Source organism: Rhodococcus sp. DMU2021 (genome assembly GCF_019641445.1).
Lineage (GTDB): Bacteria > Actinomycetota > Actinomycetes > Mycobacteriales > Mycobacteriaceae > Rhodococcus > Rhodococcus pyridinivorans.
This window is the reverse complement of record NZ_JAIFKB010000001.1, coordinates 674,361-698,049: the sequence shown is the minus strand read 5'-3', so window position 1 is coordinate 698,049 and position 23,689 is coordinate 674,361. Positions and strand designations below refer to the sequence as shown.

Below are 23,689 nucleotides of genomic sequence, written 5' to 3'. Positions count from 1 at the left end.
ATGTCCCGCACCACGATCCGTATCGACCGCGCACCAGGCCGGGCACGACTGACCCAGCGGGCGGGCATGCTCGTCCCCCGCACGGTCGAGGTCGGTCCGGACCACGCGCGGGTCGCCCTCGTCGCCGCCGGCGCGCTGTTGCTCGGTGGTGACTCGGTGACCGTCGACGTCCACATCGACGCCGGATGCACACTCGAACTACAGGACATCGGTGGCACCGTCGCCTACGACGCCGACAACCGGCTGTCCCGGTGGGACGTGCGGATCACCGTCGCCGAGGGCGGCACCCTCGTATGGGACACCTACCCGTTCGTGATCGCCACCGGCGCCCGCGTGCACCGCGACACCCGGATCGAACTCGCCTCCGACGCCGCCGCGAGCATGCGGGAGACCCTCGTCTTCGGACGCCACGGAGAAACCGGGGGCGCGATCCGCAGCCGTACCTCGGTCACTCTCGATCGTCGTCCCCTCTTCGTCGAGGAGTTGTACGCGCACGGCGCGTTCCCCGAGCCCGGGATCCTCGGTTCCGCCCGGGTGCACGACGTCATCGCAACCTACGGGCGACGCGCCGAGGGCGACGGCGTCGTCCAGCTCGAAAGGCCCGGCAGCCTGCTGCGGTTCCTCGGTGCCGAGACCCATTCCTCGCCGCTCGAGTCGACCTGGCGCTCCTGGCGCTCCGCACACGTTCACCCGTCCACCCTCGAAGGGAGTCTCACCCATGCACGTCCCTGACCATTTTCTCCCCATGAGCGCCACCGCGCCCGCCGCGGCGATCGCCACCGGTGCGGTCGTCCTCGCCGCCACCGCCGGGCGGCCGCGCATCACGACCCGGGACACCCTTCTCGCCGGAACGACCGCAGCGATGATCTTCGGCGCTCAGATGGTCAACTACCCCATTGCCGGCGGCATCAGCGGCCATCTCATCGGCGGCGCTCTCGCGACCGCGCTCCTCGGGCCCCGGCTCGCGCTTCTCGCGATGACCGCCGTGGTCGGCGTGCAGGCATTGCTGTTCGGGGACGGCGGGATCAACGCCCTCGGGGTGAACGTGCTGCTGATGGCGGTGCTGCCCGTTCTCGTCACCGCCGGTGTCCGTACCGGCGCCGAGCGACTCGGCCTCGGGAAGCTGACGCGGACCACCGCCGCCGTCGGCGCCGGTCTGTCCGTGCCGGTGAGTGCCGCAGTTCTCGGCGTCGCGTACTCGGCGACCGCCGGAACCGGCGCCGCAGCAGCGTTCCTCGGCGATCTGACCGCGGTCCACCTGGCCATCGGTCTCGGTGAAGCCCTCATCACCGCTGCCGTGCTGAGCGCCGTGATGGCGTTCGCGCCCGGCGTCGCCGCGTGGGACGCGCGGCCTTCCGTCACTCCCGTTGCCGTCCGACGGGGTCTCGCCGCGATCGGCGGCCTGGGCGTGGTCAGCGCCTGTGCGCTGGCTCTGGTCGCGTCCCGCAGCCCGGACGGTCTCGAGCACATCGTCGGCGCCTATTCGCTGCCGGTCGGTGACGCCACTTTCGCCGGTCTTCCCGGCCTCGCCGACTACGGCACGCTCAGTGGCACCGAATTCCTCGCGGCACTGGCCGGGCTTGCCGCCACCGCGGTGATCGGCGCCGCCCTCGCCGCGATGGGTCGTCACACGCCGGTCCGTCAGAGCGCGTAACGGTCCTCTCGAAGCCCCTTCGAACGGTGCGGTCGCTGATGCGGCCGCACCGTTCGGCGTTTCGCGACCGATACGATCACCGACCGTTGCAGCTCCGTGACCTGGCGTTTTCACCGCCGATCAGGAATGTCGGAAATTTTTTCGATCCGGAGGGAACCTTTCCGCCTCCCGGTCCCTCTTACCTGTGTCAGTCACCGAGACCCCGAAAGAGGCACCGACCATGGCTACCAACTCCTTCCCCGGCAGCAGCTCCTCGAACGCCGACCGCGCCGCATCGCAGTCCACCGCCAGCGACCGTGCGGACTCGTCGTACGGCTCGCAGTCCTCCTACGACGGCAACTCGTCCTACGGCTCCTCGTCGTCCGACCAGTCGGGATCGACGAGCTACGAGTCCTACGAGCGTTACGAGCGTTACGACAGCTCCGGCTCCTCGAGCTCGGACTCGTCCTACGGCTCGGCGAGCAACTCGGGTGCGTCGAGCTCCGCCGGATCGGCCTCCTCGGCTTCCGATCGCGCCGCCGCGGAGAACGCCGAGTCCACCTCGAGCGTGACCTCCGGATCCGCCTCCACCGAGCCGGTCGTGCTCGACGAGTACACCCTCGGTGACGGCACCCGCGTCGCCGACGTCGACGTGGACGGCGACGGTCAGGTCGACCTGTCGCTGGTGGACTACGACGGCGACGGCAGGACCGACGCGCAGATCAGCGACTCCGACGGCGACGGCAACGCCGACCTGATCGAGTTCGACCGCGACGGCGACGGCTACATCGACGCCGCCGCCGGTGACCTCGACGGTGACGGCCGGCTCGATCTGGCCGTCTTCGACGAGGACGGTGACGGCGAGGTCGATGTGGTGGTGGACCTGCACTCCGGTGCGGTGGACTACGACGGCGACGGCATCGCCGACGACTACGTCGACGTCTCGGCTTTCGACAACGGCTCCGAGTCGACCGACGCCGGTTCCGATCTGGTCTGACACCCACTCCGACCGATCCGAGACGAAGGGCAAGCAGGTGATGTCACCGCAGATGCGTGAGCGGATCGACGAACTGATCGCGGCGGCGGACGTCGCGGCGGACGGGCCCGAGCGCGCCGCCGCGACCACACGACTCGCCGATCTGGGAGTCGAACGTCTGGCCGTCGAGCCCGGGACACGGTTCGATCCGAGCCGTCACCGTGCAGTGGCGGTGACGCCGGCAGCGGCACCGGCGGAGGAGACCCTGGTCGCCGCGATGATCCGGCCCGGCTGGTGTCACGAGGGGCAGATCCTGCGCTATGTCGAGGTGCGGGTGCAGGTTCCGCCGGCGCAGTGCCCGGCTCCGGGGGCGTCGTGACACCCGCCACCGGGCGACCACCGTTCGCCGCTATAGAGTCCGCGACGGTCATCGCACCGTCCATGCAGGTTTTGTGGGTTCGCATTCGAGAGGCACGATCGAGATGAGCTGGGTTCTGGCGGTCGATTTCGGCACGTCCAACACGTCGGCGGCACACCGGATCGGCCCGGACCGGGTCGAATCACTGCCGCTGACCCACACCTCCAACCTCATGCCGTCCTCGGTGTACGTCGACCACACCGGGGCGATCACCACCGGCGACGTGGCCATCAACCAGGCCACCGTGGACCCGGCCGGGTTCGTCGCCTACCCCAAGACCCACGTGGCCGTCGGGTCGGTGATGGTCCGCGGCCAGGACGTCCCCGTCGCCCACACCATCGCCTCGGTCCTGCGCACCGTCTACCACCAGGCGTTGCCCCGGCACAACAACCGCCCTCCGGCGGAGGTCGTGCTCACCCACCCCGAGGCCTGGTCCCAGCGCGAACTCGACGTGCTGCGCCTCGCAGCGTCCCTGGCCGGTCTCGGCGGCAGCGTCTCGCTGATCTCCGAACCCCGCGCCGCCGCGTTCTACTATTCACGTCAGCACGACGCGAAGATCGTCAAGGGCTCGACGATCGCGGTGTTCGACTTCGGCGGCGGCACCCTCGACATCGCCGTACTCACCGCGACAAGCGAATGGACCTTCGAGGTGATCCGGGCCGGCGGCGACAACACCCTCGGCGGCAAGAACCTCGACGCCACCGTCGCCCGCTGGGTCGACGAACGCCTGCGCGACGACGATCCGGATCTGGCGGCGTGGTTGCGCACCCCGGACGGGCTCGATGCCCGTCGCACCCTCGACGATCAGATCCGCCGCGCCAAGGAACTGCTCTCCGAGCATCCCTCGGCGTCGATCCGGGTCACCGGCAACGGCGCGGATCTGACCTTCACGATCACCCGCGACGAGTTCGAGCAGCTCATCGAACCGCAGATCACCCGAGGCGTGCAGCTCGCCGCCCAGGTGTTGCGCGATGCCGGGGTGGACCGGCCGGGTCTGCAGGCGCTGTATCTGACCGGCGGATCCTCACGGATTCCGTACGTGCATCGGCGGCTGTCCGAACTCGGATCCATCGCCACCCTCGACGACCCGAAGACCGTCGTGGCCAAGGGCGCGGCCGGCTTCGTCGCCGGTGGACGCACCACCGAACCCGCCGCCGACCTCGACACCGAGGTGCTGCGACCGGACACTCCCCGCCCCGCAGCACCGCGACCCGGCGTTCCCCGTCCGGGTACCCCTGCGGCACAACCGAACCCGGCACCGACCCGCGACATCGAGCGGTCACGGCCGTCTCGGCCCCTGCTCATCGCCGGGGCCGCCGTGCTGGCGGTGCTCGTCGCCGCAGGGGCGGTCTTCGGACTCACCCGTGGGGACGCGGACGACGGAGCGGCGGCCGGCGCCGCAGCCGCCCCCGCTGTGGCCGAGGACAGGTCGGACACCGGAGCACCACCTCCGGCGACGTCGGATTCGGTCTATCGCAGCGAGAGCACCGACGAGGTGGTCGAACTGCTGCCGACCAAGTTGCTCACCGGGTCGAGTTCGTGCGAGAAGTCCGGCTTCTCCTCGGAAGGTGCCATGCAGGTGCGGTGCCAGATCAGCCCCAACTCCAACCTCGGGAAGGCGCTGGGCATGGAACCCACCGACTACGAATCCGTGTCGGCGTACCGGGACGATCAGTACGCACGCTCGAACTTCATCCGGCTCCGCGACGCCAAGAACGACAACACCAGGATCGTCTCGGCGGACGGCACGCGTATCGCCGACTACGACCACCCACCGGGCGGCAACTCGTACTTCACCGTCATCGACAAGTCCACCGGACTCGTCGCGCAGTTCTCGACGACGACGGAGCGCGGCGAAGCACTGCTCGCCGAACTCGGTTGGAACGCCTGACCTGCCTTACCTCCCATACCTTCCTCTTCAGGAGTCCTCTTCTCATGCACATCCCTCGAACCGGCCGTCTCGCCCTGGCACTGGCGGCCGTCACCATCGTCACCGTGGCCGGCTGCTCGTCCGACAGCGACGCCACCGTCGTCGACGAGACCACGACTGAACAGACCTCTGCCGGTGTGGATCTCGACTCGCTCGATACCGGTGACTACAACACCCAGCCGCGCGATTTCGTTGCGCTGGGCATGGCAGCCGAGGATTTCGGTCCGGCGGTGGAAGGCCAGCGACTCGCCGAGTTCGTCGTCCACCCGCACACCGTCGACCCGGCCCTCACCGTCGGCGGATCGACCAACGGCGTGTTCCTCGGCGGCACGGGCAACATCTTCTCCGGCGACGAGAACGAGATCCTGAGAGAATTCTCGATCATCAACGCCTTCACCAGCTTCCGGAGCACCGACGACGACAGCCGCGAGTTCGGTGTCAGTGTCTGGCGATTCCCCACCCCCGAGGACGCCGCCGGCACCGCGCAGGCCCTGTACGAGTACAAGCTCGGGCCCGCGGACGGTCCGTTCGCCACCGGTCCGGAGACCCCGACGACGCTGCCGGAACTGCCCGACACACTGGCCACCACCTACTCCTGGCCGGAACTGGCCACCACCTCCCTGAGCACGCTCACCACACGCGGCATGTTCGTCGTCTACACCTACAGCGGCGACGACAGCGGTGGGACCGAGTGGATCACCGATACCGCGACGCGCGGTGTGCAACAGCAGATCGAGCTGCTCGACCGGTTCCCGGCCACCCCTACCGACGAGATCGCCTCGCTGCCCATCGATCTGGACAAGGTGATGGCCCGGGCCGTGGGATTCGTCGACAGCGAGTACTCACGTAACTCCGACATGGCGGTCTACGGACCGGACGGCTGGTTGCACTACGACTCCGCTCCAGCCGACACCGAGGTGGTGTTCGAACAGACCGGCACCGATCGTGTCGCGAAGGTCAACAGCGTCGTCTATCGCACCGCGGGCCCGGACGAGGCCGAAGTCCTGAAGGACGCGTTCGCTGCACACACGGCCGAGACGTATCCGGACCTGGTCGAGGACCCCTCGCTGACGCAAGGTCTTCCGAACACCACCTGCTGGTCGGGCGACGTCGCCGACGGTCGAGCCGCCGCGTGCCTGATGACCTACGGCCGCTACGTGGCCGAACTGTCCGGCTTCCGCTCGATCGGCAACGAGAATCCCGACTCCGACACGCTGCGCACCGTGCCGCAGCGCGTGGCCACTCAGTACGTGAAGTTCGTCCGCGCCGAGGAGATGGGCCTCGGCGAGAACTGACCTCCTCGCGGTCCGGTGACCGTCGGTGCACGACACCGAGGGCGGTCACCGGACCGCTGCGCGACGCGGCCGGGTAGGTTACTCCGCGTACAGATGGGGGTGCCATGCACGAGACGGAGTTGATCGAACGGTGCCGGTCCGGCGACCGGGCCGCGTTCGCCGCACTGGTGGAACCGTCGCGCACCCAGGTGTGGGCGGTATGTGTACAGATCACCGGTAACCGCCACGACGCCGAGGACGCCCTGCAGGACGCCCTGATCGCCGCCTGGCAGAACCTCGACAAATTCCGGGGCACCTCCCGCTTCGGTTCCTGGCTCTACCGCATCGCGAGCAACGCCGCGCTGGCGATCGTGCGCAAGCGCCGCGAGATCCCCGACGACGAGATCGACCTCGGTCGGGCCTCCACGGTGCCGGGACCGGCCGATCGCGTCGTCGACACCGACGCGGTGCGTCACGCCCTCGCTCGACTCCCGGAACAGTTCCGCGTCGCGGTCGTGCTCCGCGAATACGCCCAGATGAGTTACGCCGAGATCGCCGAGCATCAGAACGTGCCGGTCGCGACGGTCAAGACCCGCATCAACCGGGGGCGAGCACAACTCGTCGAACTGCTCGATCCCGCCCGCCTCGATCCCGCCGGTCTCGATCCCTGACCGGTAGATTGGGACGTGGCAGGAACATTCCGGGGCCCACACGACTCCAACCTGACGACGACGGACAACGGGGGAAGAAGGAAGAGCCCATGACAAGCGATGAGACCGATCCGCTGCCCTCACTGGGGGAGCTGCTCGGTATCGATGTGCTCGCCGACCTACCGGAACTGCCCGATCAGGTCTGGGAGCGCGCGCTCGACATCGCCACCGACCCCGGCACTGCCGCGGTCGATACCTCGTTGATCCCGGACGACGACGAGATCGTTCCGGAGACGGTCACCGTCGACTCTGTCGACCTCGATCCTGCCCTCGACCCCGATGCCGACCTCGACAGCGCAGGTGGAATCGACCCCGGCCTTGTCGACGACGACAACGGCGAGGCTTCATCCGACGACGAGGCAGCCTCGTTCGGCTTCACCGACAACGTCGACGAACCCGATCTCGGCGCGTAACCCACCGACCGGGTCAGTGTCCGCGGACGATCACCGTATAGGCGTGCGTCAGCGCTGTCAGCGCCGTGTCCTCCGCCGCCGACCGCGTCGACACGCTCTGGGCCTGCACCGCGACAAGCTTCTGTTGCGCCATCGCTCGGATCTGCTCGGGTGACGCCGTCGGCTCCAGCCCCAACGCCTCGGCGATCGTGCCGCCGCGCAGCACCTGGACCAGTTCGTCGACCGCCGGCGCGCTCGGGTCGGCCTGCAGCAGAGATCGCAACGCCCGCAACAACTCCACCGGCACCAGCGCCGGGTCCGTGCGCAGCGCCGAGACGATCTGCCGGATGGCGTCGCGCGCCGGATGCGAATAGACGAGGGCGTCGAGTTCGGCGAGGATCCGGCCGGCGCGGTGCAGCACCGCGAAGCGACGCAACGACTGTTCGAGCACCGCTCGCAGCGGATGGACGCCGGACACCCCGGACAACCACTGGTTGACCTGGTGCGCCCCACCCGTTGCCTGCGCGCGGGCGTGCACGAGCCCGTACTCCCCGATCAGCTCCAGCAGTCGCCACACCTGATCGCGCGGCACCGGCAGCGCGGCGGGATCCGCGTCGAGCAGATCGAACAACTCCAGCGGGGCCAGTGGGGCGAGCGCCACGAGCGCGTGGGCGTCGGCGTCGGTGAACGCACCGGTGTGGGAGGTCTGCGCCAGCAACCCGGCGACCGGCACCACCGTGCCGACCTGTCCCGCCAACCGCCGCGCGAGCACGTTCGCGTGTTCGGCGGCGTGTCCGAGCGGATCGCGGTTGCCGAGCACCCCGCGGCCGAAACCGTCTGCGCGCGACAGCACTCCGAGTGTGTTCAGCGGAGTGAAGCCGAGGCGCTGCAGGAATTCGACCTCGTCGGTGCGCGGCATCGAGTCGAACAGGAACACCGCCGCGTCGGCGTCGACGGACGCCGAGCGGGTCTGCTCGAATCCGTCGATCAGGGCGCGCTCGGTGGCGGCGGCGTTGGTGACGGTCAGTGTCGCCAGACCGGGGGTGTCGACGAGGGTGATGGTGCTCAGCGCATGGGAGGGCAGGTAGCGGTGCACGTACGCGACCTGCTCCGGCGGGACGCCGAGGTCGACGGTGGTGCCGAGTGCCAGCGGCACGGGTCGACGGGTGCCATCGGTGGACACCACGTCGGCGCGGGAGGGCGCACCGTTCTCGTAGACGGTGACGACATTGGTGGCCTCGAGCGCCGCGGTCTCGGCGACCGGCGCCCCGATCAACGCGTTCACCAGGGTGGATTTGCCGGCCTTGAGCCGCCCGACGACGACGATGCGCGGCGGTGACCACAGGATCGCGCCGATACGGTTGGCGTGGGCGACGAGATCACCGCCGAGCGCGGCGAGTTGGTGCAGGGCGGCGTCGATGCGCTGGTGCACCGGATCGGGTGCCCCGGTCTGCGGTGGGATGTGCGGGGCGCTCATGCGGCACCTCCCCTCAGAGCCGTATCGATCGGGGTGATGCGGGCGCGAGTGATGCGCAGGTTCTTCTCCAGTCGTTCGATGTTCGCGGTGCGGGTCGCGGCGTCCGCCTGCGCGGCGCGCTTGGCCTCGTCGATACGCTTCTGCAACTCGGTGATCCGGTCCTGCAGGTGTTTGCGGCGACGCAGCACGATCTCCGGGCGGGTGGTGGCCATCGCGGCCTCGAGCATGCGGGTCGTGACGGTCCGCACGGTCGCGAGGGTCTCGCGCAGCCAGGTCAGCAGGTTCGTCTTGCCGGTGCGCATCGCCTTGAACCCGAGATTGATCGCCACCCAGGCGACGCCGGCGATGGCACCGGCCCCGATCACCGCGCCGAGCATGGTGGTGCCGATCATGCCCATCGTCAGCACGCTCGGATCCAGCAGCCCTTGGCGTTTCGAGCCCACCTCCCCGGTCACCAATGGATCGGTCTGCAGCGCCTCGAGGGTGACCTCGCGGATGTGCTCCCACTGCTGCGGGTCGTCGAAGAGGTCGGTGACGATCTTCTCGAGGTCGTCGAGGAAGACCTGCGCGGTGGTGGCCATCGCGTCGAGCAGGTCGGCCTGGATCTGGGCGGTGAACACCTGCGGGGAGCGCCGCAGCACCTGCATCGACGACTTGTTGATGCGTGTCGTCCAGTCCTCGCGCACGCGGGCGAGCTCCTCGTCGAGGCGGGTGATCGCCCGTTGCCGCGCGAGGGTGAGGTCGCGCTGCAGGTGCTGTTCCCACTGCTGCGCCTCGTCCTTGAGCCCCTTCAGCCGTTCCATCTCGGCGGTCAGGTCCGGGATCGCGGATTCGCCGTCGCGCACCACGGAGAGTTCGTCGCTGATTCCGGTTTCGATGCGGCGCAACCCGTCGAGGGCGACGCGCAGCGCATCGGCTTCGGGGCGGTGCCGTGCGGCGGCGACCCGCTCGTCGAGCATCCCCCACAGTCCGGGGAGACCGGAGCAGGCGAGGCTGCGCTCGCGCACCGGGGAGGGCGGTAGCGCGGTCGCGGCCAGGGCTCGCACGCTCGAGACGGCGACGACGGGGATGTCGCGGCCGACGTGTTCCGCGACGGCGCGGCGGTTCTCCGCGACGATCTGTTCCCAGCGGGTGAGGTTCTTGTCGGTCTTGGTGACCACGACCAGCACGTTCTCCACTCCGGCAGCGCTCTCGCGCAGGAACCGCATCTCCGGTTCGGTCAGCGGGGTCGACGCATCGCATACCAGCACGAGCACGGCGGCCCGATCGGCGGAGTGAGCGGCCATCGCCGCGTGCCGGGGGTCGAGGCCGCCGATGCCGGGAGTGTCGACGACCGACGCGTTCGTGAGCTTCTCGGACGCGATCGGCACGACCGCCGCGACCGGCAGCGCCTCGACGGTCGGGTCCTGGACGTAGCGGCCGCCGGTGGTGATCCACTCCCCCAGCTCGGCGCGGTCGATGCGCCGGCGCCCGTCGGGGAACACCAATTCGGCGGTGCCCTCCGGGAAATCGTCGGTGGCGGTGACGAAACGGGTTGCGACGGCGGTCGAGTGCTCGACGTCGTCGAGAGCGGCGCCGTCGCGGCCGATGAGAGCGCTGACCAGCAGACTCTTGCCGCGCTTGATCTCCCCCACCACCACGATCGACGTCGGCCGGCCGGTGTCGGCGAGTTTGCGTTCGGCGCGGTCGGCGACCTCGTCGTGCTTGTAGGCGCGCAGCACCTTGCACGCGCCGTCGATCAGGTCGGCCACAGACGGATCAGGAGACACGCGACGACACTACATACCGGTCGGTACGGGGCCGTGCTCCACTCCGGCGTTCGGACTCGTGGCCGCGTCCACGATGATTTCCGGCTCCTGCCCCGGTCAACATTCGTGAACGGATCCGTCCGACTCCGGGAGACGTCATGACCCAGCAGACCACCCGCGCCCTTCCTCCGATCGTCGACGAGCAGACATGGCGGTCGGCGCTCGACGACCTACGGCGACGGGAGAAGGCCGCCACTCGCGAACTCGACGCCATCGCAGCGCAGCGCCGCCGGCTGCCGATGATCGAACTGCCCGACTACACGCTGATCGGCGCCGACGGCCCGACCCGGCTCGTCGATGTGTTCCAGGGCCGCTCGCAGCTCATCACCTATCACCACATGTGGTCCGACGGTGCCGAATGGCAGTGCGGTGGATGCACGAGTCTCACGACGCAGTGGACCCGGCTCGGCATCCTCGACAACTACGACGCCCGCATGGTCGTCGTCACCAACGGGCCGATCGACGAAGCCCTCACCTACAAGGTGAAGGTGGGCAACACGATGGAGTGGTACTCGTCGTCGGAGAGTTCGTTCGGCGCCGACGTCGACGCACCTCCCGGTGGAGGGTTCGCGGTCAACGTGTTCCTGCGCGACGGCGACACGGTCTACCGCACCTGGCACACCACCGGCCGCGGCACCGAGCAGCTCAGCTACACCTTCGCGCTGATCGACATCCTTCCGTGGGGTCGTCAGGAGGAATGGCAGGATTCGCCCGAGGGCTGGCCGCAGTCGCCGACCTATTCGGGGTGGCTCGATTCCCCCGATGTGGCGCGACTCTACGGTCCGGGCACCGGCGCGCGGTGAAAGCGGATGACATGGTGGACGCGACCCCGTCACGCGCCTGGTACGTGAGAACCGGTGTGTCACAGGAATTCAGTCGGCGAGGTAGCGCAGCATCACGGCGGTGGTGAACTGTCGGGTCTCGACCAGGCGCAGATCCACGCGCTTCTCCAGGGGCGGGAACATCGGTGTGCCACCACCGAGCAGGACGGGTGAGACGAACACCTGGTACTCGTCGATGAGACCGTGTGGGATCAGCGACGCGGCGAGGTTCGCCCCACCGACCTCCATGACGCCGTCTCCCTCGGCCTTGAGCCTGCGCACCTCCTCCACCGCGTCGTCGCTGACGAGGCGACTGTTCCAGTGGACCTCGGTGAGGGTGCGGGAGAAGACGACCTTGGGCGTGGTCGTCCACAACTCGGCGAAGTCGCGTTCGATGGGCGAGGCGTCCTCGGGCAGGTGCGGCCAGTACTCGGCCATCAGCTCGTACATCCGCCGGCCGTGCAACGAGAGCTCGAGCCGGCGGAACCGGTCGTTGTGGAACTGGTGCAGTTCGTCGTCGGGGTCGGTCCAGTCGATATTGCCGTCGCGGTCGTTGATGTAACCGTCGAGGGACACGCCGAAGTCGTAGATCAGTGTTCTCATGCTCCGATAGACCGTCGGCGCACCCCGAACTCATCGGCCCGGTGCGCCCGTGTCGGGCTTAAGGCTGGAGCAGCACGTCCAGACCACGCTCGAACTCGTCGATACGGCGACCGAGGGCATGGTGACCGCCGTTGACCAGCTCGGACACCCGGACGATCCCTGCGGTGTCCGCGATCTCGTTGAGGTTGCGCGACGTCCAGTACCAGGCGGCGGTGGTGAAGGCGTTCTCCGGCGCGGCGAGCAGCTCGGGGTGCGCGACGAAGTCGACGCCGATGTGCTCGCTGACCTTCTCATAGTTGTGGCGGCCCGTGATCTGGATCGCGCCGCGACCCTTGTAGCGCTCACCGTCGCCGGGATGGGTGTTTCCGAGATCGGCGCGACCCTCGTATGCGCGACCGGACGCGTACTCCTCGAAGGTGCGGAAGGAGTCCGATTCGACGGCCAGCTGGGCGATGAACGCCGCCTGACGGACCGGGTTGTCGATGCCGCTGCGCGCCATCGCGTCGTTCAGCGGCGCGATGAACTGCTCGACCTTCTCCGCCGGGATGCCCGGCACGATGCGGGTCAGTTCCTCGGGTGTGACGGCGGGGAGCGGCGCAGGAGTCGTCTCGGCGACGAGTTCGACCACCTCGCTCGCCTCTGCGGATTCGGCCTCTTCCTCGTCGTCGGTCACGGTCCAGCCGTCGGCGGCCAGGGCGTCGAAGTCGAGCGCCCGGAGCAGGTCGCGGGGCTCCTGGAAACGGGTAGGTGCAGGGGTGGTGGGTGCGGTGTCGGCGTGGGCGACGGAGGTACCGACGCCGAGCGCGGCGGTGAGGACGGCCGCGGCGGCGACCGCGGCACGGAAACGGCGCAATGATGAAACGGACAAGGGTCGTGCTCCAAGATTCGCCGAAGCTGGGTTCGGCCTTCGAACGGGGCCGCGGGCATCACCGGCGGGATCGTTACCACCGCACGGAGGGCCAACACACGACCATCAGGTCACAACCAGGTAACGTCGCAGGTCGAGAGGTTTTCAAGCGATCGTGGCCGACGCCATCTGAACCAATGAAAGTGGTGCGTGCCATACTCGGAAGTCGATCATTGCGGCGATCGCATCCGGCCGGCCCAGCGAGAACCTGCCGGAGCGGTACCTGGCCGATCCTGCCCCTTGTCCACCGAGGATCGCTGCACTCTCACCGAATTAGTTGTGCAGCAGTACCTTCGATCACGAAACCGCACGCGCCGAAGGTCCGTCCCGCAGATGGTCGAATCGAGGCCGCGATGGGTCGCCCCCCCTCGGGAACAGACCGGTTCGATTCGACCGAAGAGGTGTACACCCCCGAGCCGGGTCGTAATCATTTCGTGTCCGACGACACACCTCGATAACGCGTAGCCGCACGCCGACCGAGACCGTCCGCGTTCACAATACGACGACCCGAGCAGGAAGTACCGATTGGTATGTTCACACAGGTCGAAGACCCCGACCGTTCGGTCGGGTCTTCCATGATCAGCGCGCTGAAGCGGGTCGGCGCGGCGTGCTGCAGTAGCAAGCCCCGGTTCATAGCGCGAACTGCGCGGAGCGGTACCGACCGCCCTGTATGCCGCGCCGAGAACACTCAGCGGTCGCGGTAGTACGCCCGGATCGCGCGGCTCATCACCTTGATCTCACGGGTCCGCTCGTGCCGCAATCGGGCATCGGACCGGGCCGCGATCCATTCGTTCTCACGTCGCAGTTTGCGATGACTCTCCACTCGCCGGGCATCGAGGTCGCCGCGGTCGACAGCGGCACGAACCGCGCATCCCGGTTCGGTCTCGTGCGCACAGTCCGCGAAGCGGCAGTACTGAGCGAGCTCATCGATCTCGGGGAAGGCGGAGGCGATGCCGGCACCGGCGTCCCACATCCCGATACCCCGCAACCCCGGAGTGTCGATGAGGGTCACGCCGCCGCCCAAAGGGAACATCTCCCGATCGGTCGTGGTGTGCCGGCCCTTGCCGTCGCCCTGGCGCACCGGTGCCGTCGCCTGGATGTCGCGACCGCACAGCGCGTTGACCAGCGTCGATTTCCCGGCGCCGGACGCTCCGACGAACACGACGGTGCCGTGGAGCACCTCGCGCAGTTCATTCAGGCCGGATCGATTCGGCGCACAGACCTCGACCACGCTCGCTCCGGGTGCGACCATGGCGACCTGCTCGAATACCGCTTCGGTGGCGATGTCGACCTTCGTCAGGGCGACTACCGGTTGCGCGCCGCTGTCCCAGGCCAGCGCCAGCAGACGTTCCATGCGACCGAGATCGAGGGTGTCGGATGCGACCGTCACCACGACGGTGTCGACGTTGGCAGCGAGAACCTGCTCTTCCGAACGCCCCGACGCGTCGGCACGACGAATCGCGCCGGTACGCGGCAGCACCGCACAGACCGTGCAGGTCATATCGCCTTCGGTGGCCGGTTCGCGCACGATCACCCAGTCGCCGGTGCAGACGTGGTGGCGCGCTGTCCGTACCCGACCAGCGGATCGGTTCCGGGTGGGACATCGGGGTGCACGGTGACTCCTGGATCATGACGAGGCGCGGGTGGTCCGCTCCGACAGATCCGATGGTGAACTTCGCACCCTGCAATGCAATCGAATTTCCGCGTGCACCCTCAATCGCGGTGGGCCGACAGCAGCCAGGCCGGGAGCATCGAACGGCCCTTGTCGTCGCGTTGCCACGCGGCAGCCTCTTCGTCGCCGAGAAATGCGTGGATGAAGGCCGGCCGCACGTCGTCAACGGTCCAGAACTCGGCAACCACGTCGCGTAGCTCGTCGTCCGTCACAGGATTGGGTCCCTGGCCCTCTTCGGGGAAGGCGTCCTTCGAAAAGGCAAGGACGAAGAAGGACGCGTTCGGAGCAGCGGCACGGGTGACGGCGCTCAGGTAGGCACGGCGCCGGTCCACGGGCAGCGAATGGAACAGGGTGCTGTCGACGATCGTCGCGAACCGGCCGTCGAAACCCGTGAACGAGCTGATGTCGGCCACCTGGAAGGTCGCGGTCGTCAGTCCCCGCTCCGCCGCCGCGGCCCGAGCGGCCTCGATGGCTGTGGGCGACAGATCGAGACCGATCACGGTGTATCCCTGTGCCGCCAGACGGAGGGAGGTCTCGGCATGCCCACAGCCTGCGTCCAGCACGTCGCTACGGAATCTGCCCTCGTCGATCAATCGGGCGATCTCGGGCTGGGGTTCGCCGATGTTCCAGGGTACGGGGCCCGAAAACCCTTCGGCGACGCCCCGGTAGATGTCGTCCCACGGTGCAACCTGGCCGTCCTCGGTCATGGATCCGACGGTACGCCCGCCGCCGGATCCACCGCACCGATTCCGAATTCGGCACCGGTAACCGGTTCACTCGGCCGGGTTCGTGAGGAAGGATCGACAAGCGCCACCGTTCGAGAGGGGAACTCACTCGTGACCGAAACCGCCGCATCTGCACCCGCCGGCCCCGGCCGCGAACGTCAGGGGGTCGTGTACCGCAACGGCGCGCTGGGCCGGCGTCCGGCCGTCCCGACGTCCTTCGGCGACCTCGAACACGCCGCGCGACGCGCGAGTTCGAAGCGGGCCTGGGCGTATGTCGCGGGCGGCGCCGGCGAGGGACGCACGATGCGCAACAATCGGCGTGCGTTCGACCGATGGGCGATCGTCCCGCGCATGGCCCACGGAGTCACCGAACGCGACCTGAGTACGACCGTGGCAGGCACGTCGCTGTCCTCACCGCTGTTGCTGGCACCGATCGGCGCGGGAGCATTGATGGCCGCGGACAGCGACCTGGCGATCGCGCGGGCGGCCGCCGCGACCGGCGTGCCGTACATCTTCTCCAATCAGGGCTGCAATTCCATGGAGGACTGCGCTGCCGCAATGGGCTCCGCGTCCCGCTGGTTCCAGCTGTACTGGAGTTCCGACGAGGATCTCGTCGACAGCCTGCTGCGGCGGGCCGAAGCGGCGGGCGCCGAGGCCGTCGTCGTCACCCTCGACACGACGATGCTGGGATGGCGTCCGCAGGACCTGAATCTCGGGTCGTTGCCGTTCGCACGCGGCGAGGGCATCGCCCAGTACACCTCGGATCCCCGCTTCCTCGACATCGTCCGGCAGCGGATCGACGCCGCCCGCGACACGCTGACGGAGCGACCCGATGTCACGTTCGGCGCGATCCGCACACTGCTGTCGATGACCCGCAACCATCCGGGTCGATTCCTCGACAATCTCCGCTCCCCCGTACCGCGCGCCGCCGCGGAGACCTTCCTCGACATCTACTCCAATCCGGGACTGAGCTGGGAGCATCTGGCGACGTTGCGGGATCGGACGCGACTTCCCATCGTACTCAAGGGAATTCTGCATCCGGACGACGCGCGTCGCGCCGTCGACCTCGACGTCGACGCCCTCGTCGTGTCGAACCACGGTGGACGCCAGGTCGACGGATCGATCGCCTCACTCGATGCTCTGCTCGACATCCGTGCCGCGATCGGCCGGGAGCCGACCGTGTTGCTGGACAGCGGGATCCGAAGCGGCGCCGATGTCTTCGTCGCGCTCGCGCTCGGCGCGGACGCCGTACTCCTCGGCCGGCCCTACATGTACGGACTGGCGATCGCGGGTCGGCAGGGCGTCGAGGAGGTGGTCCGCAACGTGATCGCCGAGTTCGACCTCACCATGGCATTGACCGGTGCCCGTTCGGTCGCCGGTATCGACGAACGGTTCGTCCGGCCGAATCCCTCCTTCTGAAACAGGGTCAGGCCTTGCGCGCACGCACCTTGCGGTACGGGGTCTCGTCGATGCGCGTGGTGATCTCGGCGACCATCCTGTCGTACGACTCGTTCTTGCGGGCGATGCCGATGAGCCGCTTGGTGGTGCGCGCGGCGGCGCCCAGGTTCATCGGGCGGCCCTCGATGCCGTACATCAGGCGCGCCCACTCCGGCAGCAGCGACAACATGTCGTCCTGCACGACGACGAAGGTGAACACCTTCACCGGATTGCCCCACAGGTTCGGCTTCCGGAGCGCGTGCGTCACCTCGGCGGCGGCGAGCGACAGCGACAACCAGTGGCGCTGCTCGTCGACGTACGCCTCGAGGTCGGCGCGGGTGGCGGGAAGACGGGCCGGGTCTGCGCCGACGAGCTCTGCGGCGATGTGCTGTTCGACGACGAACTTGTCCTGTTCGGCGGGGGTCAGGTCGAGGCCGAAAGCCTCCGCACCACGCAGCAGCGCGAACGCGAGAGCGTTGTGAGTCCAGTCGATCCACACGGGCTCGTCTGCGCGCAACGTCGTGCCGATGTGCAGCCGGTACTTCACGGTGTTGCGGTGGAGGACGAGTTCCTCGGAGGTCTGCACATAACTTCCGCCGGTTCGCAGGAACACCCCCGTCGTGTCCCGTAACCGCTCCGCGGCCGGGCTGTCGATCGCGAGCCGGCCCAGCGTATCGGCGACAAACGCGTGGTCGTCGCGAAGTCACGTGCCAGCACCGCGATTTCACCCTCGTCTCGTCAGGCGAGGAGCGCGGCGTCGAGCACTCGGCGCGCCGCTGCGGGATCGTCGACATGGATCGCGAACCGGCTCACGAGCGCTGGACGGCGGCGATGTTCGAAGAAGCCCGGCAAGAGGGCCTCGACGGGTTCCGCGAGGACGAGATCGAGATTGGTGCCGTCGGGACCGGGCAGGAACAGCACCTCGCCGTCCACACCCGTCTCCGCCGGCTGGAAGCGATGGCGCGGGATACATCGCTGCAGGTTGTCGGCGTCGATACGTGCCACGACCTGATGTCCGGAGCGCAGGACGAGGCCGTCCCGTGTCAGAAGATGCGGGTTGACGACACGATCCGCGAGCCACCCCGCGAGAGGAAGAAGCGAGTACACCGAGACGATCAGCAACGTCCAGCGCAGCCATTCCCACGGCACGAGTATGTGGACCACCGCGATCTCGATGACCGACGCCACGAGCCACGCGATCGGCACGCTCATCGTGCCGCGGGTGTAACCGATCGTCGTCACCTCAGGTCCGGCGCCGACCCGACGTCCTCGTATCAGGAACCACAGTGCGCGGTAGCTTCTCAACTCTGCGCGTATCAGGGCCCCGGGCACGCGGCCGACGAGTTCGTCGAGCACCCCCGCCCACGGTGTTCCGGATCGGCGCAGGATTCGAACCCGCAGTGCGCCGACGATCAGCACCAGGATTCCCAGAGGTAGCTCGAATCCGAGCCAGACCTTCAGTGCTGTCACCGGTGTGAGGATGCCCAGTGCAACGAGGAGGGCGTTCGTACAGGCCACCACCACGGTGAGGACGAGAGCGGCTCGGTGGACGAGCCGGACGGTGCGCTCAGTCATGCCCGCGCTCCGTCCTGCTGCGGTCCCGACTGTGCGGCGACGCGCCGGACGAACCCGATCGCGACGGCCTGCTGGGCCGGGTCCGGAAGGAACTCGGCGAGCACCTCGGTGTTCGATTCGAGGGCAGTTGCCGCCTCGGCTGCCCACGAACCGAGCACCTCCGCCATGATCGGGATGTCGTCGAGCAAGGCGGTCATGCCGTCGATGACGGCGCTGACCTCGTCGGCTGCCGCGGTGGGATCTTGTCCGGCAAGTGCACCGAAGCGTCGGTAGACGGCGACCATGGCGTGCCGTTGTTCGGGGTCGTCGAGCAGGGTTCGCATGGCGTCGAGATACTCCGGTGATGCCTGCCCGGAGAGTGCGAGCATCTCCCAGCTGTCGCGTTCGCGGACGAACAGCCTCCGGGTGTGCGGGTCGTCCTCGCCGTCGATGAGTTCGTCGAACGCGTCGACGATCGGTGACGGCAGGGGCGAGAGCCGGTCGCCGACGCGGTGACGCTCGAGAATCGCGGCGAGTGCCTCACGTTTGACCTGCAGCGTCCGGATCTGATTGTCTGCCGCCTCGAGCAGCGATTCGAGGTCTGCGGTGAGATCGGACTCGGCATCTCGGTCGCTGCCGTCGGTGAAGTGGCCGCCGAGGACGGTCGCCACCGCACCCAGTGGAACACCCGACTGGGCGAGCCAGCGGATGCGCAGCAGACGCACCAGGTCGGCGAGTTCGTAGTCCCGGTATCCGTTGGGTGCCCGTGGGGGTTCGGGCATGAGCCCGAGCCGGTGGTAGTGCCGAACGGCGCGAACGGTGGTTCCCGCGGCCTGGGCCAAGTCGCTGATCCTCATGGCTTCAGCATCGACCCTGACGCTACGTCAGGGTCAAGCCATGAATGCGTCGGCGCACATCGGGGTGGGAACAACCCGAGAAGGACTGCGGTTGAGTGCAGTAAGATAGTTGACAGATCAACTACATGACCGAGAGGGGTTACCGTGCCTGCCGTAACCGTCGACAACGTTCTCGCTCTTCCTCGCGTCGAAGAGCCCGCACCCGAAGCGCTCTCGCGTCCCGTCCTGTCCGTGACCATTGCACCGCGCGGCTTCGAAGGCGAAGGCTTCCCGGTCCGCCGTGCGTTCGCGGGCATCGAGACGAAGTACCTCGATCCTTTCATCCACATGGATCAGATGGGTGAGGTGAACTACGCGCCCGGCGAACCGAAGGGCACCCCCTGGCATCCGCACCGCGGTTTCGAGACCGTCACCTACATGATCGACGGCATCATGCAGCACCGCGACTCCCACGGAGGCGGCGGCACGATCGGTGGCGGCGACACCCAGTGGATGACCGCCGGCAGCGGCATTCTGCACATCGAAGCACCACCGGAACATCTCGTGGTCAGCGGTGGACTGTTCCACGGCGTGCAGCTGTGGGTGAACCTGCCCAAGGCCGAGAAGTTCGTCGCCCCGCGGTATCAGGACATCGGCGGCGGCGAGGTCGCCCTGCTGTCCTCGGCCGACGGCGGCGCGCTCATCCGCGTGATCGCCGGAGAACTCGACGGGCACCGTGGCCCCGGTTCGACGCACACACCGATCACCCTGCTGCACGCGACCGTGGCGCCGGGAGCAAGCGTCACCCTGCCGTGGAACCCCGAATTCAACGCCCTGACATACGTGCTCGCCGGTGATGGCGCGGTCGGACCGGAACACCGCCCGATCCGGACCGGACAGACCGCCGTCTTCGGTAGGGGTGAAAGCCTGACCATCTCTGCTGCCGCGACACAGGATTCGCGCACCGACGCCCTCGAGGTGTTCGTGCTCGGTGGCAAGCCGATTCGTGAACGCGTCGTCATGGCGGGTCCGTTCGTCATGAACACCCGCGCCGAGATCATCGAGGCGATGGAGGACTTCCAGGCCGGGCGATTCGGTTCCATTCCCGCCGTGCGCCCGTCGGACGAAAATGCCTAGATGGGTAGTTGCGTTAGGGTGGCTTCGACCCCGGAGATCGGGGTTGAAGCCACCCAAGTCGGCTACCGTGCACCGGGTTCATCCTCACGCATGCCACGAATCCGGTGTTCTCGACCGCGCTGAGCGAGGTCGAGAACACCAGATCGTCGGCCGCGCCGCTTCTACGCCAGCGCCAGCGCTACGAGCGCGACCAGCGACGGCACGCTCTGACACAGCGACCCCACCACCCCGGTACCTCGTGGACGGCTCATCGCCATCCGGTCCGAGGCGAACAATGCCATGCCGGCCAGGAACATGAACGCGCACGTGTAGACGACGAGGGTGCGGCCCGGGGTTTCGTGCCCGGTCCACCACAGGATCATGCCGGCGAGCGCTCCGGATCCGAGGAAGAGGTTGTAGAAGCCGACGTTGAACGCCCACATCCGCACCGGTGGAACATCCGCAGCGGGGACGCGGAACACGCCCCAGTGGATGCTCGGACGGCGAAACAGGATCGTCTCCCACACGAAGACCATCAGGTGCACCGCGGCAGCGACCAGGGCCGCGAGTTGCGCAACGACGATCATGGCGAGACCTCCTCGGCGAATCGGATTCCGTAACGGGTGGCGATCTGCCCGAACCTGCTCATCAGTGCATCCTCGGGCAGGTGCTCCTCCCCCAGCGCGTCGAGGTCGGTGAAGAAACCGCTCATCCCGGTCCCGGAGCAGACGAGGAGAAAGGCCGCGTCGTCGGTGAGCACCGAGAAGCTGTTCATCGTTCCCGCCGCGATGGTGAGCGTGTCACCGGCGGCGAGTTCGCAGCCCTCGCCGTCGAGGAGGACGAGGATCCGGCCGCGCAGGAGGTGGTAGGTCTTGGGCCAGGGCTCGGAGTGCAGCGGCGGTGGGCTGCTGCAGGGCGTCTCGACCAGCATGAGCTCGTAGGCGTCGCCGGTCTGTTCACCGGACGACAGCACGGTGACGACGGCATCCGGCACCGACAATTGCCCGCCCGTACTGGCACGTTGGAGATCGATCGTGGACACAACTGCGACGCTATGGATCCGGAAACAGCCGGACCATCCCCTGAATCGGGGATGCTCCGTCTTCCGGATCCAGCGCATACTGGGTTCATGCTCGAAGTGCGGACGGAGCGCCTACGCCGCGAGATCCTGGAGTTCGCGGGCACCGGCGTCGGCGTCACCGCACTGCACCAGCGTGCCATCGAACTGGTCGATCGCACCGTACGCAGCGACTTGACGTGCTGGGCACTGTTCGATCCCCTGACCCTGGCGTTCGGTTCGATGACCAGTGGGCGCAACCGCATTCCCGGTGAGTACGAGCCACTGCTCGCGGAATCGGAATGCGGTGGACACGATCCCGCAACCTTCGCAGACATCGCCCGCAGTGGACGAACAGTGGTGCGGGCCTCGGATCTACCGTCGACCGAAGTCGCCCACAGCCTCCGGAACGCGGCGGTATGGCGTCCACTCGGACTCGACCGCGAGGTGCGAGTCGTCTTCACAGTGGACGGGTTGTGTTGGGGAGCGGCCGGTTTCGTCCGCTCGGGTCCGGACTTCACGGATCGGGAACTGGAGTTCCTGACAATGACCGCACCGGCGGTGGCGGTTGCGACCCGGGTGGCCGCCGTCCATACCCTGCACGCACGCCCCGGAGCCGATCCCGGTCCTGCCGTGATCGTGACGGATCCCGCGGGTGAGCCGGTCGCATCGACGGTCGCGGCGCGGATCTGGGAGGATCGGCTCGCCGGTCCGGTGCGACTGGCGCTGCTGTTGCGGGCGGCAACATTCGGGGCTCGGGCGAGTACGACCGGGGTGTTCCGGGCACGTATCCGCAACGACGGCGGAGGCTGGATCGTCGTCCGTGCGGCGCCGTTGAGCGCCGACGGCGACGAGGCCCGCACGGCGGTCACCATCGAACCCGCGGCCGACAGTGAACTCACAGACATGCTGTTCGCCGCGTACGCGCTGACCGCCCGCGAGTGCGAAGTGTGCACCGACGTGCTGAACGGACTGTCGACGGCCGAGATCGCTCGGCACCGGGGCATCACGCCGAACACGGTGCACGACCATCTCAAATCCGTCTATGCGAAGACGGGGGCGGGTAGTCGCGCGGAACTCGTCGCTCGGTTGGCCGGCCGGCAGATGCCCCGACCGTCCCTGTCGCCCCCATACACGCCGACGATCAGGTCCGCGCACTGAGCGATCACGCTCACTACACATTGAGCGGGGTTGCTCGTTGTATGCCACAGTGCCACTCGGTGCATGCAGCTGCCACGCCCGAGATCCCTCTGTTCCAGAGCAGGTGACGTCGGCCCGTTGTTTTTTGCACCTTGTTGCACATAGTCTGGCGTGAGAGGGACCGCCCCAGACGAAGAAGGAACACACCATGACGCTGCCACCGATCCTGTCCGGCCCGCTGAGCCTGCCCCTGGTCGCTTCCCCGATGTTCATCGTGTCGGGACCGGAACTGGTGTCCGCCCAGTGCCAGGCCGGAGTCGTCGGGTCGTTCCCGGCACTCAACGCCCGTCCCCAGTCGATGCTTGTCGACTGGCTGCAGCAGATCACCGAGAGCAACGCCGACTACGCGGTGCGCCACCCCGAGGAGTACGTCGCGCCGTTCGCCGTCAACCAGATCGTGCACCGCTCCAACGAGCGACTCGAGCAGGACCTCGAGGTGATCGTCGAGCATCGGGTCCCCATTGTGATCACCTCGCTCGGTGCCCGAGAGGAGGTCAACGAGGCTGTTCACTCCTACGGCGGCATCGTCCTTCACGACGTGATCTCGAACGAGTTCGCGCACAAGGCGATCGACAAGGGCGCGGACGGCATCGTCGCCGTCGCCGCAGGCGCCGGCGGCCACGCCGGGACGCAGTCACCGTTCGCATTGCTCCAGGAGATCCGCCGGTGGTTCGACGGCCCCCTGCTGCTGTCCGGCTCCATCGCCCACGGCCGCTCGATCCTCGCTGCCCAGGCCGCCGGTGCCGACCTCGCCTACGCCGGCACAGCCTTCCTCGCCACCGAGGAGGCCCGCAGCGCCGACGACTACAAGAACATGATCGTCGACAGCACCGCCAAGGACATCGTCTACAGCAACCTGTTCACCGGCGTGCACGGCAACTACCTGCGGGGAAGCATCGTCGCCGCCGGACTCGACCCCGACGACCTCCCCGAGTCCGATCCGTCCGCCATGAACTTCGGGTCCGGTGGCAACACCGGCGCCAAGGCCTGGCGCGACATCTGGGGCGCCGGCCAGGGCCTCGGCGCGATCGAGTCCGTCGTCCCCGCCCGCGAGCTCGTCCAACGACTCCGCGACGAATACGAGCTGGCGTGGACGTCCCTCGAACGACGCCGAGTCGCCATGATCGACGCCGGATAGCGTGA

23 protein-coding genes and 1 pseudogene are annotated in these 23,689 nt (G+C 68.0%); 13 read left to right on the top strand and 11 right to left on the bottom strand.

The features are described from left to right. The 8 genes from K3M35_RS03230 to K3M35_RS03195 all read left to right on the top strand — a co-directional run bounded on the left by K3M35_RS03230 (position 1) and on the right by K3M35_RS03195 (position 7,354). Complete coding sequence (locus tag K3M35_RS03230) at positions 1 to 732, top strand: urease accessory protein UreD (protein WP_217579800.1); 732 nt, start codon at positions 1 to 3, stop codon at positions 730 to 732. 13 nt (positions 733 to 745) lie between these two features. Then, positions 746 to 1,654, top strand: coding sequence for an energy-coupling factor ABC transporter permease (locus K3M35_RS03225; protein ID WP_254707535.1), 909 nt, complete (start codon positions 746 to 748; stop codon positions 1,652 to 1,654). 220 nt (positions 1,655 to 1,874) lie between these two features. Then, on the top strand, positions 1,875 to 2,630 hold the full coding sequence (locus K3M35_RS03220; protein WP_217579802.1) for a VCBS repeat-containing protein: 756 nt from the start codon (positions 1,875 to 1,877) through the stop codon (positions 2,628 to 2,630). A 40-nt stretch (positions 2,631 to 2,670) separates the two neighbouring features. Then, on the top strand, positions 2,671 to 2,988 hold the full coding sequence (gene grpE, locus K3M35_RS03215; RefSeq protein WP_217580200.1) for a nucleotide exchange factor GrpE: 318 nt from the start codon (positions 2,671 to 2,673) through the stop codon (positions 2,986 to 2,988). Positions 2,989 to 3,091: 103 nt separating this feature from the next. After that, complete coding sequence (locus K3M35_RS03210) at positions 3,092 to 4,918, top strand: Hsp70 family protein (RefSeq protein ID WP_220665956.1); 1,827 nt, start codon at positions 3,092 to 3,094, stop codon at positions 4,916 to 4,918. A 44-nt stretch (positions 4,919 to 4,962) separates the two neighbouring features. Then, a complete protein-coding gene (locus tag K3M35_RS03205) occupies positions 4,963 to 6,252 on the top strand; it encodes a hypothetical protein (RefSeq protein WP_220665955.1) in 1,290 nt (429 codons plus the stop codon). A 104-nt stretch (positions 6,253 to 6,356) separates the two neighbouring features. Beyond that, positions 6,357 to 6,902: an RNA polymerase sigma factor gene (locus K3M35_RS03200; RefSeq protein ID WP_016692266.1), complete on the top strand. Its 546-nt coding sequence runs from the start codon at positions 6,357 to 6,359 to the stop codon at positions 6,900 to 6,902. A gap of 89 nt (positions 6,903 to 6,991) precedes the next feature. Next, entirely contained in the window at positions 6,992 to 7,354 is a 363-nt protein-coding gene (locus tag K3M35_RS03195; RefSeq protein ID WP_084222385.1) for a hypothetical protein, read from the top strand. Between the two features lie 13 nt (positions 7,355 to 7,367). Here the strand turns inward: K3M35_RS03195 and K3M35_RS03190 are convergent, their stop codons facing one another. Both K3M35_RS03190 and K3M35_RS03185 read right to left on the bottom strand, forming a co-directional pair. Then, positions 7,368 to 8,810, bottom strand: coding sequence for a GTPase (locus tag K3M35_RS03190; RefSeq protein ID WP_039587271.1), 1,443 nt, complete (start codon positions 8,808 to 8,810; stop codon positions 7,368 to 7,370). After that, a complete protein-coding gene (locus K3M35_RS03185; protein ID WP_308257043.1) occupies positions 8,807 to 10,579 on the bottom strand; it encodes a dynamin family protein in 1,773 nt (590 codons plus the stop codon). Before K3M35_RS03185 ends, K3M35_RS03190 begins: the two co-directional genes overlap by 4 nt. Positions 10,580 to 10,716: 137 nt before the next feature. On the opposite strand from K3M35_RS03185, the gene K3M35_RS03180 reads away from it, so the two are divergent. Further along, on the top strand, positions 10,717 to 11,421 hold the full coding sequence (locus K3M35_RS03180) for a DUF899 family protein (protein ID WP_033098148.1): 705 nt from the start codon (positions 10,717 to 10,719) through the stop codon (positions 11,419 to 11,421). A gap of 69 nt (positions 11,422 to 11,490) precedes the next feature. Here the strand turns inward: K3M35_RS03180 and K3M35_RS03175 are convergent, their stop codons facing one another. From K3M35_RS03175 to K3M35_RS03160, 4 genes and pseudogenes are all read right to left on the bottom strand, one after another. Further along, complete coding sequence (locus tag K3M35_RS03175) at positions 11,491 to 12,042, bottom strand: dihydrofolate reductase family protein (protein ID WP_006552034.1); 552 nt, start codon at positions 12,040 to 12,042, stop codon at positions 11,491 to 11,493. A gap of 58 nt (positions 12,043 to 12,100) precedes the next feature. Then, the gene (locus K3M35_RS03170; RefSeq protein WP_232333347.1) at positions 12,101 to 12,910 is read right to left on the bottom strand and encodes a glycoside hydrolase family 19 protein; all 810 of its coding nucleotides are present in this window, start codon (positions 12,908 to 12,910) and stop codon (positions 12,101 to 12,103) included. A 727-nt stretch (positions 12,911 to 13,637) separates the two neighbouring features. After that, positions 13,638 to 14,486, bottom strand: a pseudogene (gene rsgA, locus K3M35_RS03165) (ribosome small subunit-dependent GTPase A); the annotation flags it as partial. 176 nt (positions 14,487 to 14,662) lie between these two features. Then, positions 14,663 to 15,328 carry a class I SAM-dependent methyltransferase gene (locus K3M35_RS03160; protein ID WP_033098146.1) on the bottom strand — a complete coding sequence of 222 codons (666 nt, stop codon included), beginning with the start codon at positions 15,326 to 15,328 and terminating at the stop codon, positions 14,663 to 14,665. 129 nt (positions 15,329 to 15,457) lie between these two features. Here K3M35_RS03160 and K3M35_RS03155 point away from each other — a divergent pair, with 129 nt between their 5' ends. Next, the gene (locus K3M35_RS03155; protein WP_220665954.1) at positions 15,458 to 16,765 is read left to right on the top strand and encodes an alpha-hydroxy-acid oxidizing protein; all 1,308 of its coding nucleotides are present in this window, start codon (positions 15,458 to 15,460) and stop codon (positions 16,763 to 16,765) included. 7 nt (positions 16,766 to 16,772) lie between these two features. Here K3M35_RS03155 and K3M35_RS03150 read toward each other — a convergent pair whose 3' ends face one another. From K3M35_RS03150 to K3M35_RS03140, 3 genes are all read right to left on the bottom strand, one after another. After that, a complete protein-coding gene (locus K3M35_RS03150; RefSeq protein WP_232333346.1) occupies positions 16,773 to 17,369 on the bottom strand; it encodes an oxygenase MpaB family protein in 597 nt (198 codons plus the stop codon). A 152-nt stretch (positions 17,370 to 17,521) separates the two neighbouring features. Then, a complete protein-coding gene (locus tag K3M35_RS03145; protein ID WP_033098144.1) occupies positions 17,522 to 18,358 on the bottom strand; it encodes a hypothetical protein in 837 nt (278 codons plus the stop codon). Further along, positions 18,355 to 19,194, bottom strand: coding sequence for a MerR family transcriptional regulator (locus K3M35_RS03140; protein ID WP_033098143.1), 840 nt, complete (start codon positions 19,192 to 19,194; stop codon positions 18,355 to 18,357). Before K3M35_RS03140 ends, K3M35_RS03145 begins: the two co-directional genes overlap by 4 nt. 144 nt (positions 19,195 to 19,338) lie before the next feature. Between K3M35_RS03140 and K3M35_RS03135 the strand changes: the two genes are divergently transcribed. Next, a complete protein-coding gene (locus tag K3M35_RS03135) occupies positions 19,339 to 20,310 on the top strand; it encodes a pirin family protein (RefSeq protein WP_033098142.1) in 972 nt (323 codons plus the stop codon). A 161-nt stretch (positions 20,311 to 20,471) separates the two neighbouring features. Here the strand turns inward: K3M35_RS03135 and K3M35_RS03130 are convergent, their stop codons facing one another. Together K3M35_RS03130 and K3M35_RS03125 are read right to left on the bottom strand one after the other, a co-directional pair. After that, on the bottom strand, positions 20,472 to 20,876 hold the full coding sequence (locus K3M35_RS03130) for a DUF1304 domain-containing protein (protein ID WP_019289386.1): 405 nt from the start codon (positions 20,874 to 20,876) through the stop codon (positions 20,472 to 20,474). Next, positions 20,873 to 21,331: a hypothetical protein gene (locus K3M35_RS03125; RefSeq protein WP_033098141.1), complete on the bottom strand. Its 459-nt coding sequence runs from the start codon at positions 21,329 to 21,331 to the stop codon at positions 20,873 to 20,875. The genes K3M35_RS03130 and K3M35_RS03125 overlap by 4 nt, the downstream gene beginning before the upstream one ends. Before the next feature lie 87 nt (positions 21,332 to 21,418). Here K3M35_RS03125 and K3M35_RS03120 point away from each other — a divergent pair, with 87 nt between their 5' ends. Both K3M35_RS03120 and K3M35_RS03115 read left to right on the top strand, forming a co-directional pair. Continuing rightward, positions 21,419 to 22,507 carry a helix-turn-helix transcriptional regulator gene (locus K3M35_RS03120; protein WP_033098140.1) on the top strand — a complete coding sequence of 363 codons (1,089 nt, stop codon included), beginning with the start codon at positions 21,419 to 21,421 and terminating at the stop codon, positions 22,505 to 22,507. A gap of 187 nt (positions 22,508 to 22,694) precedes the next feature. Beyond that, positions 22,695 to 23,684: a nitronate monooxygenase family protein gene (locus K3M35_RS03115; protein ID WP_024100901.1), complete on the top strand. Its 990-nt coding sequence runs from the start codon at positions 22,695 to 22,697 to the stop codon at positions 23,682 to 23,684. Positions 23,685 to 23,689 lie beyond the last annotated feature (5 nt).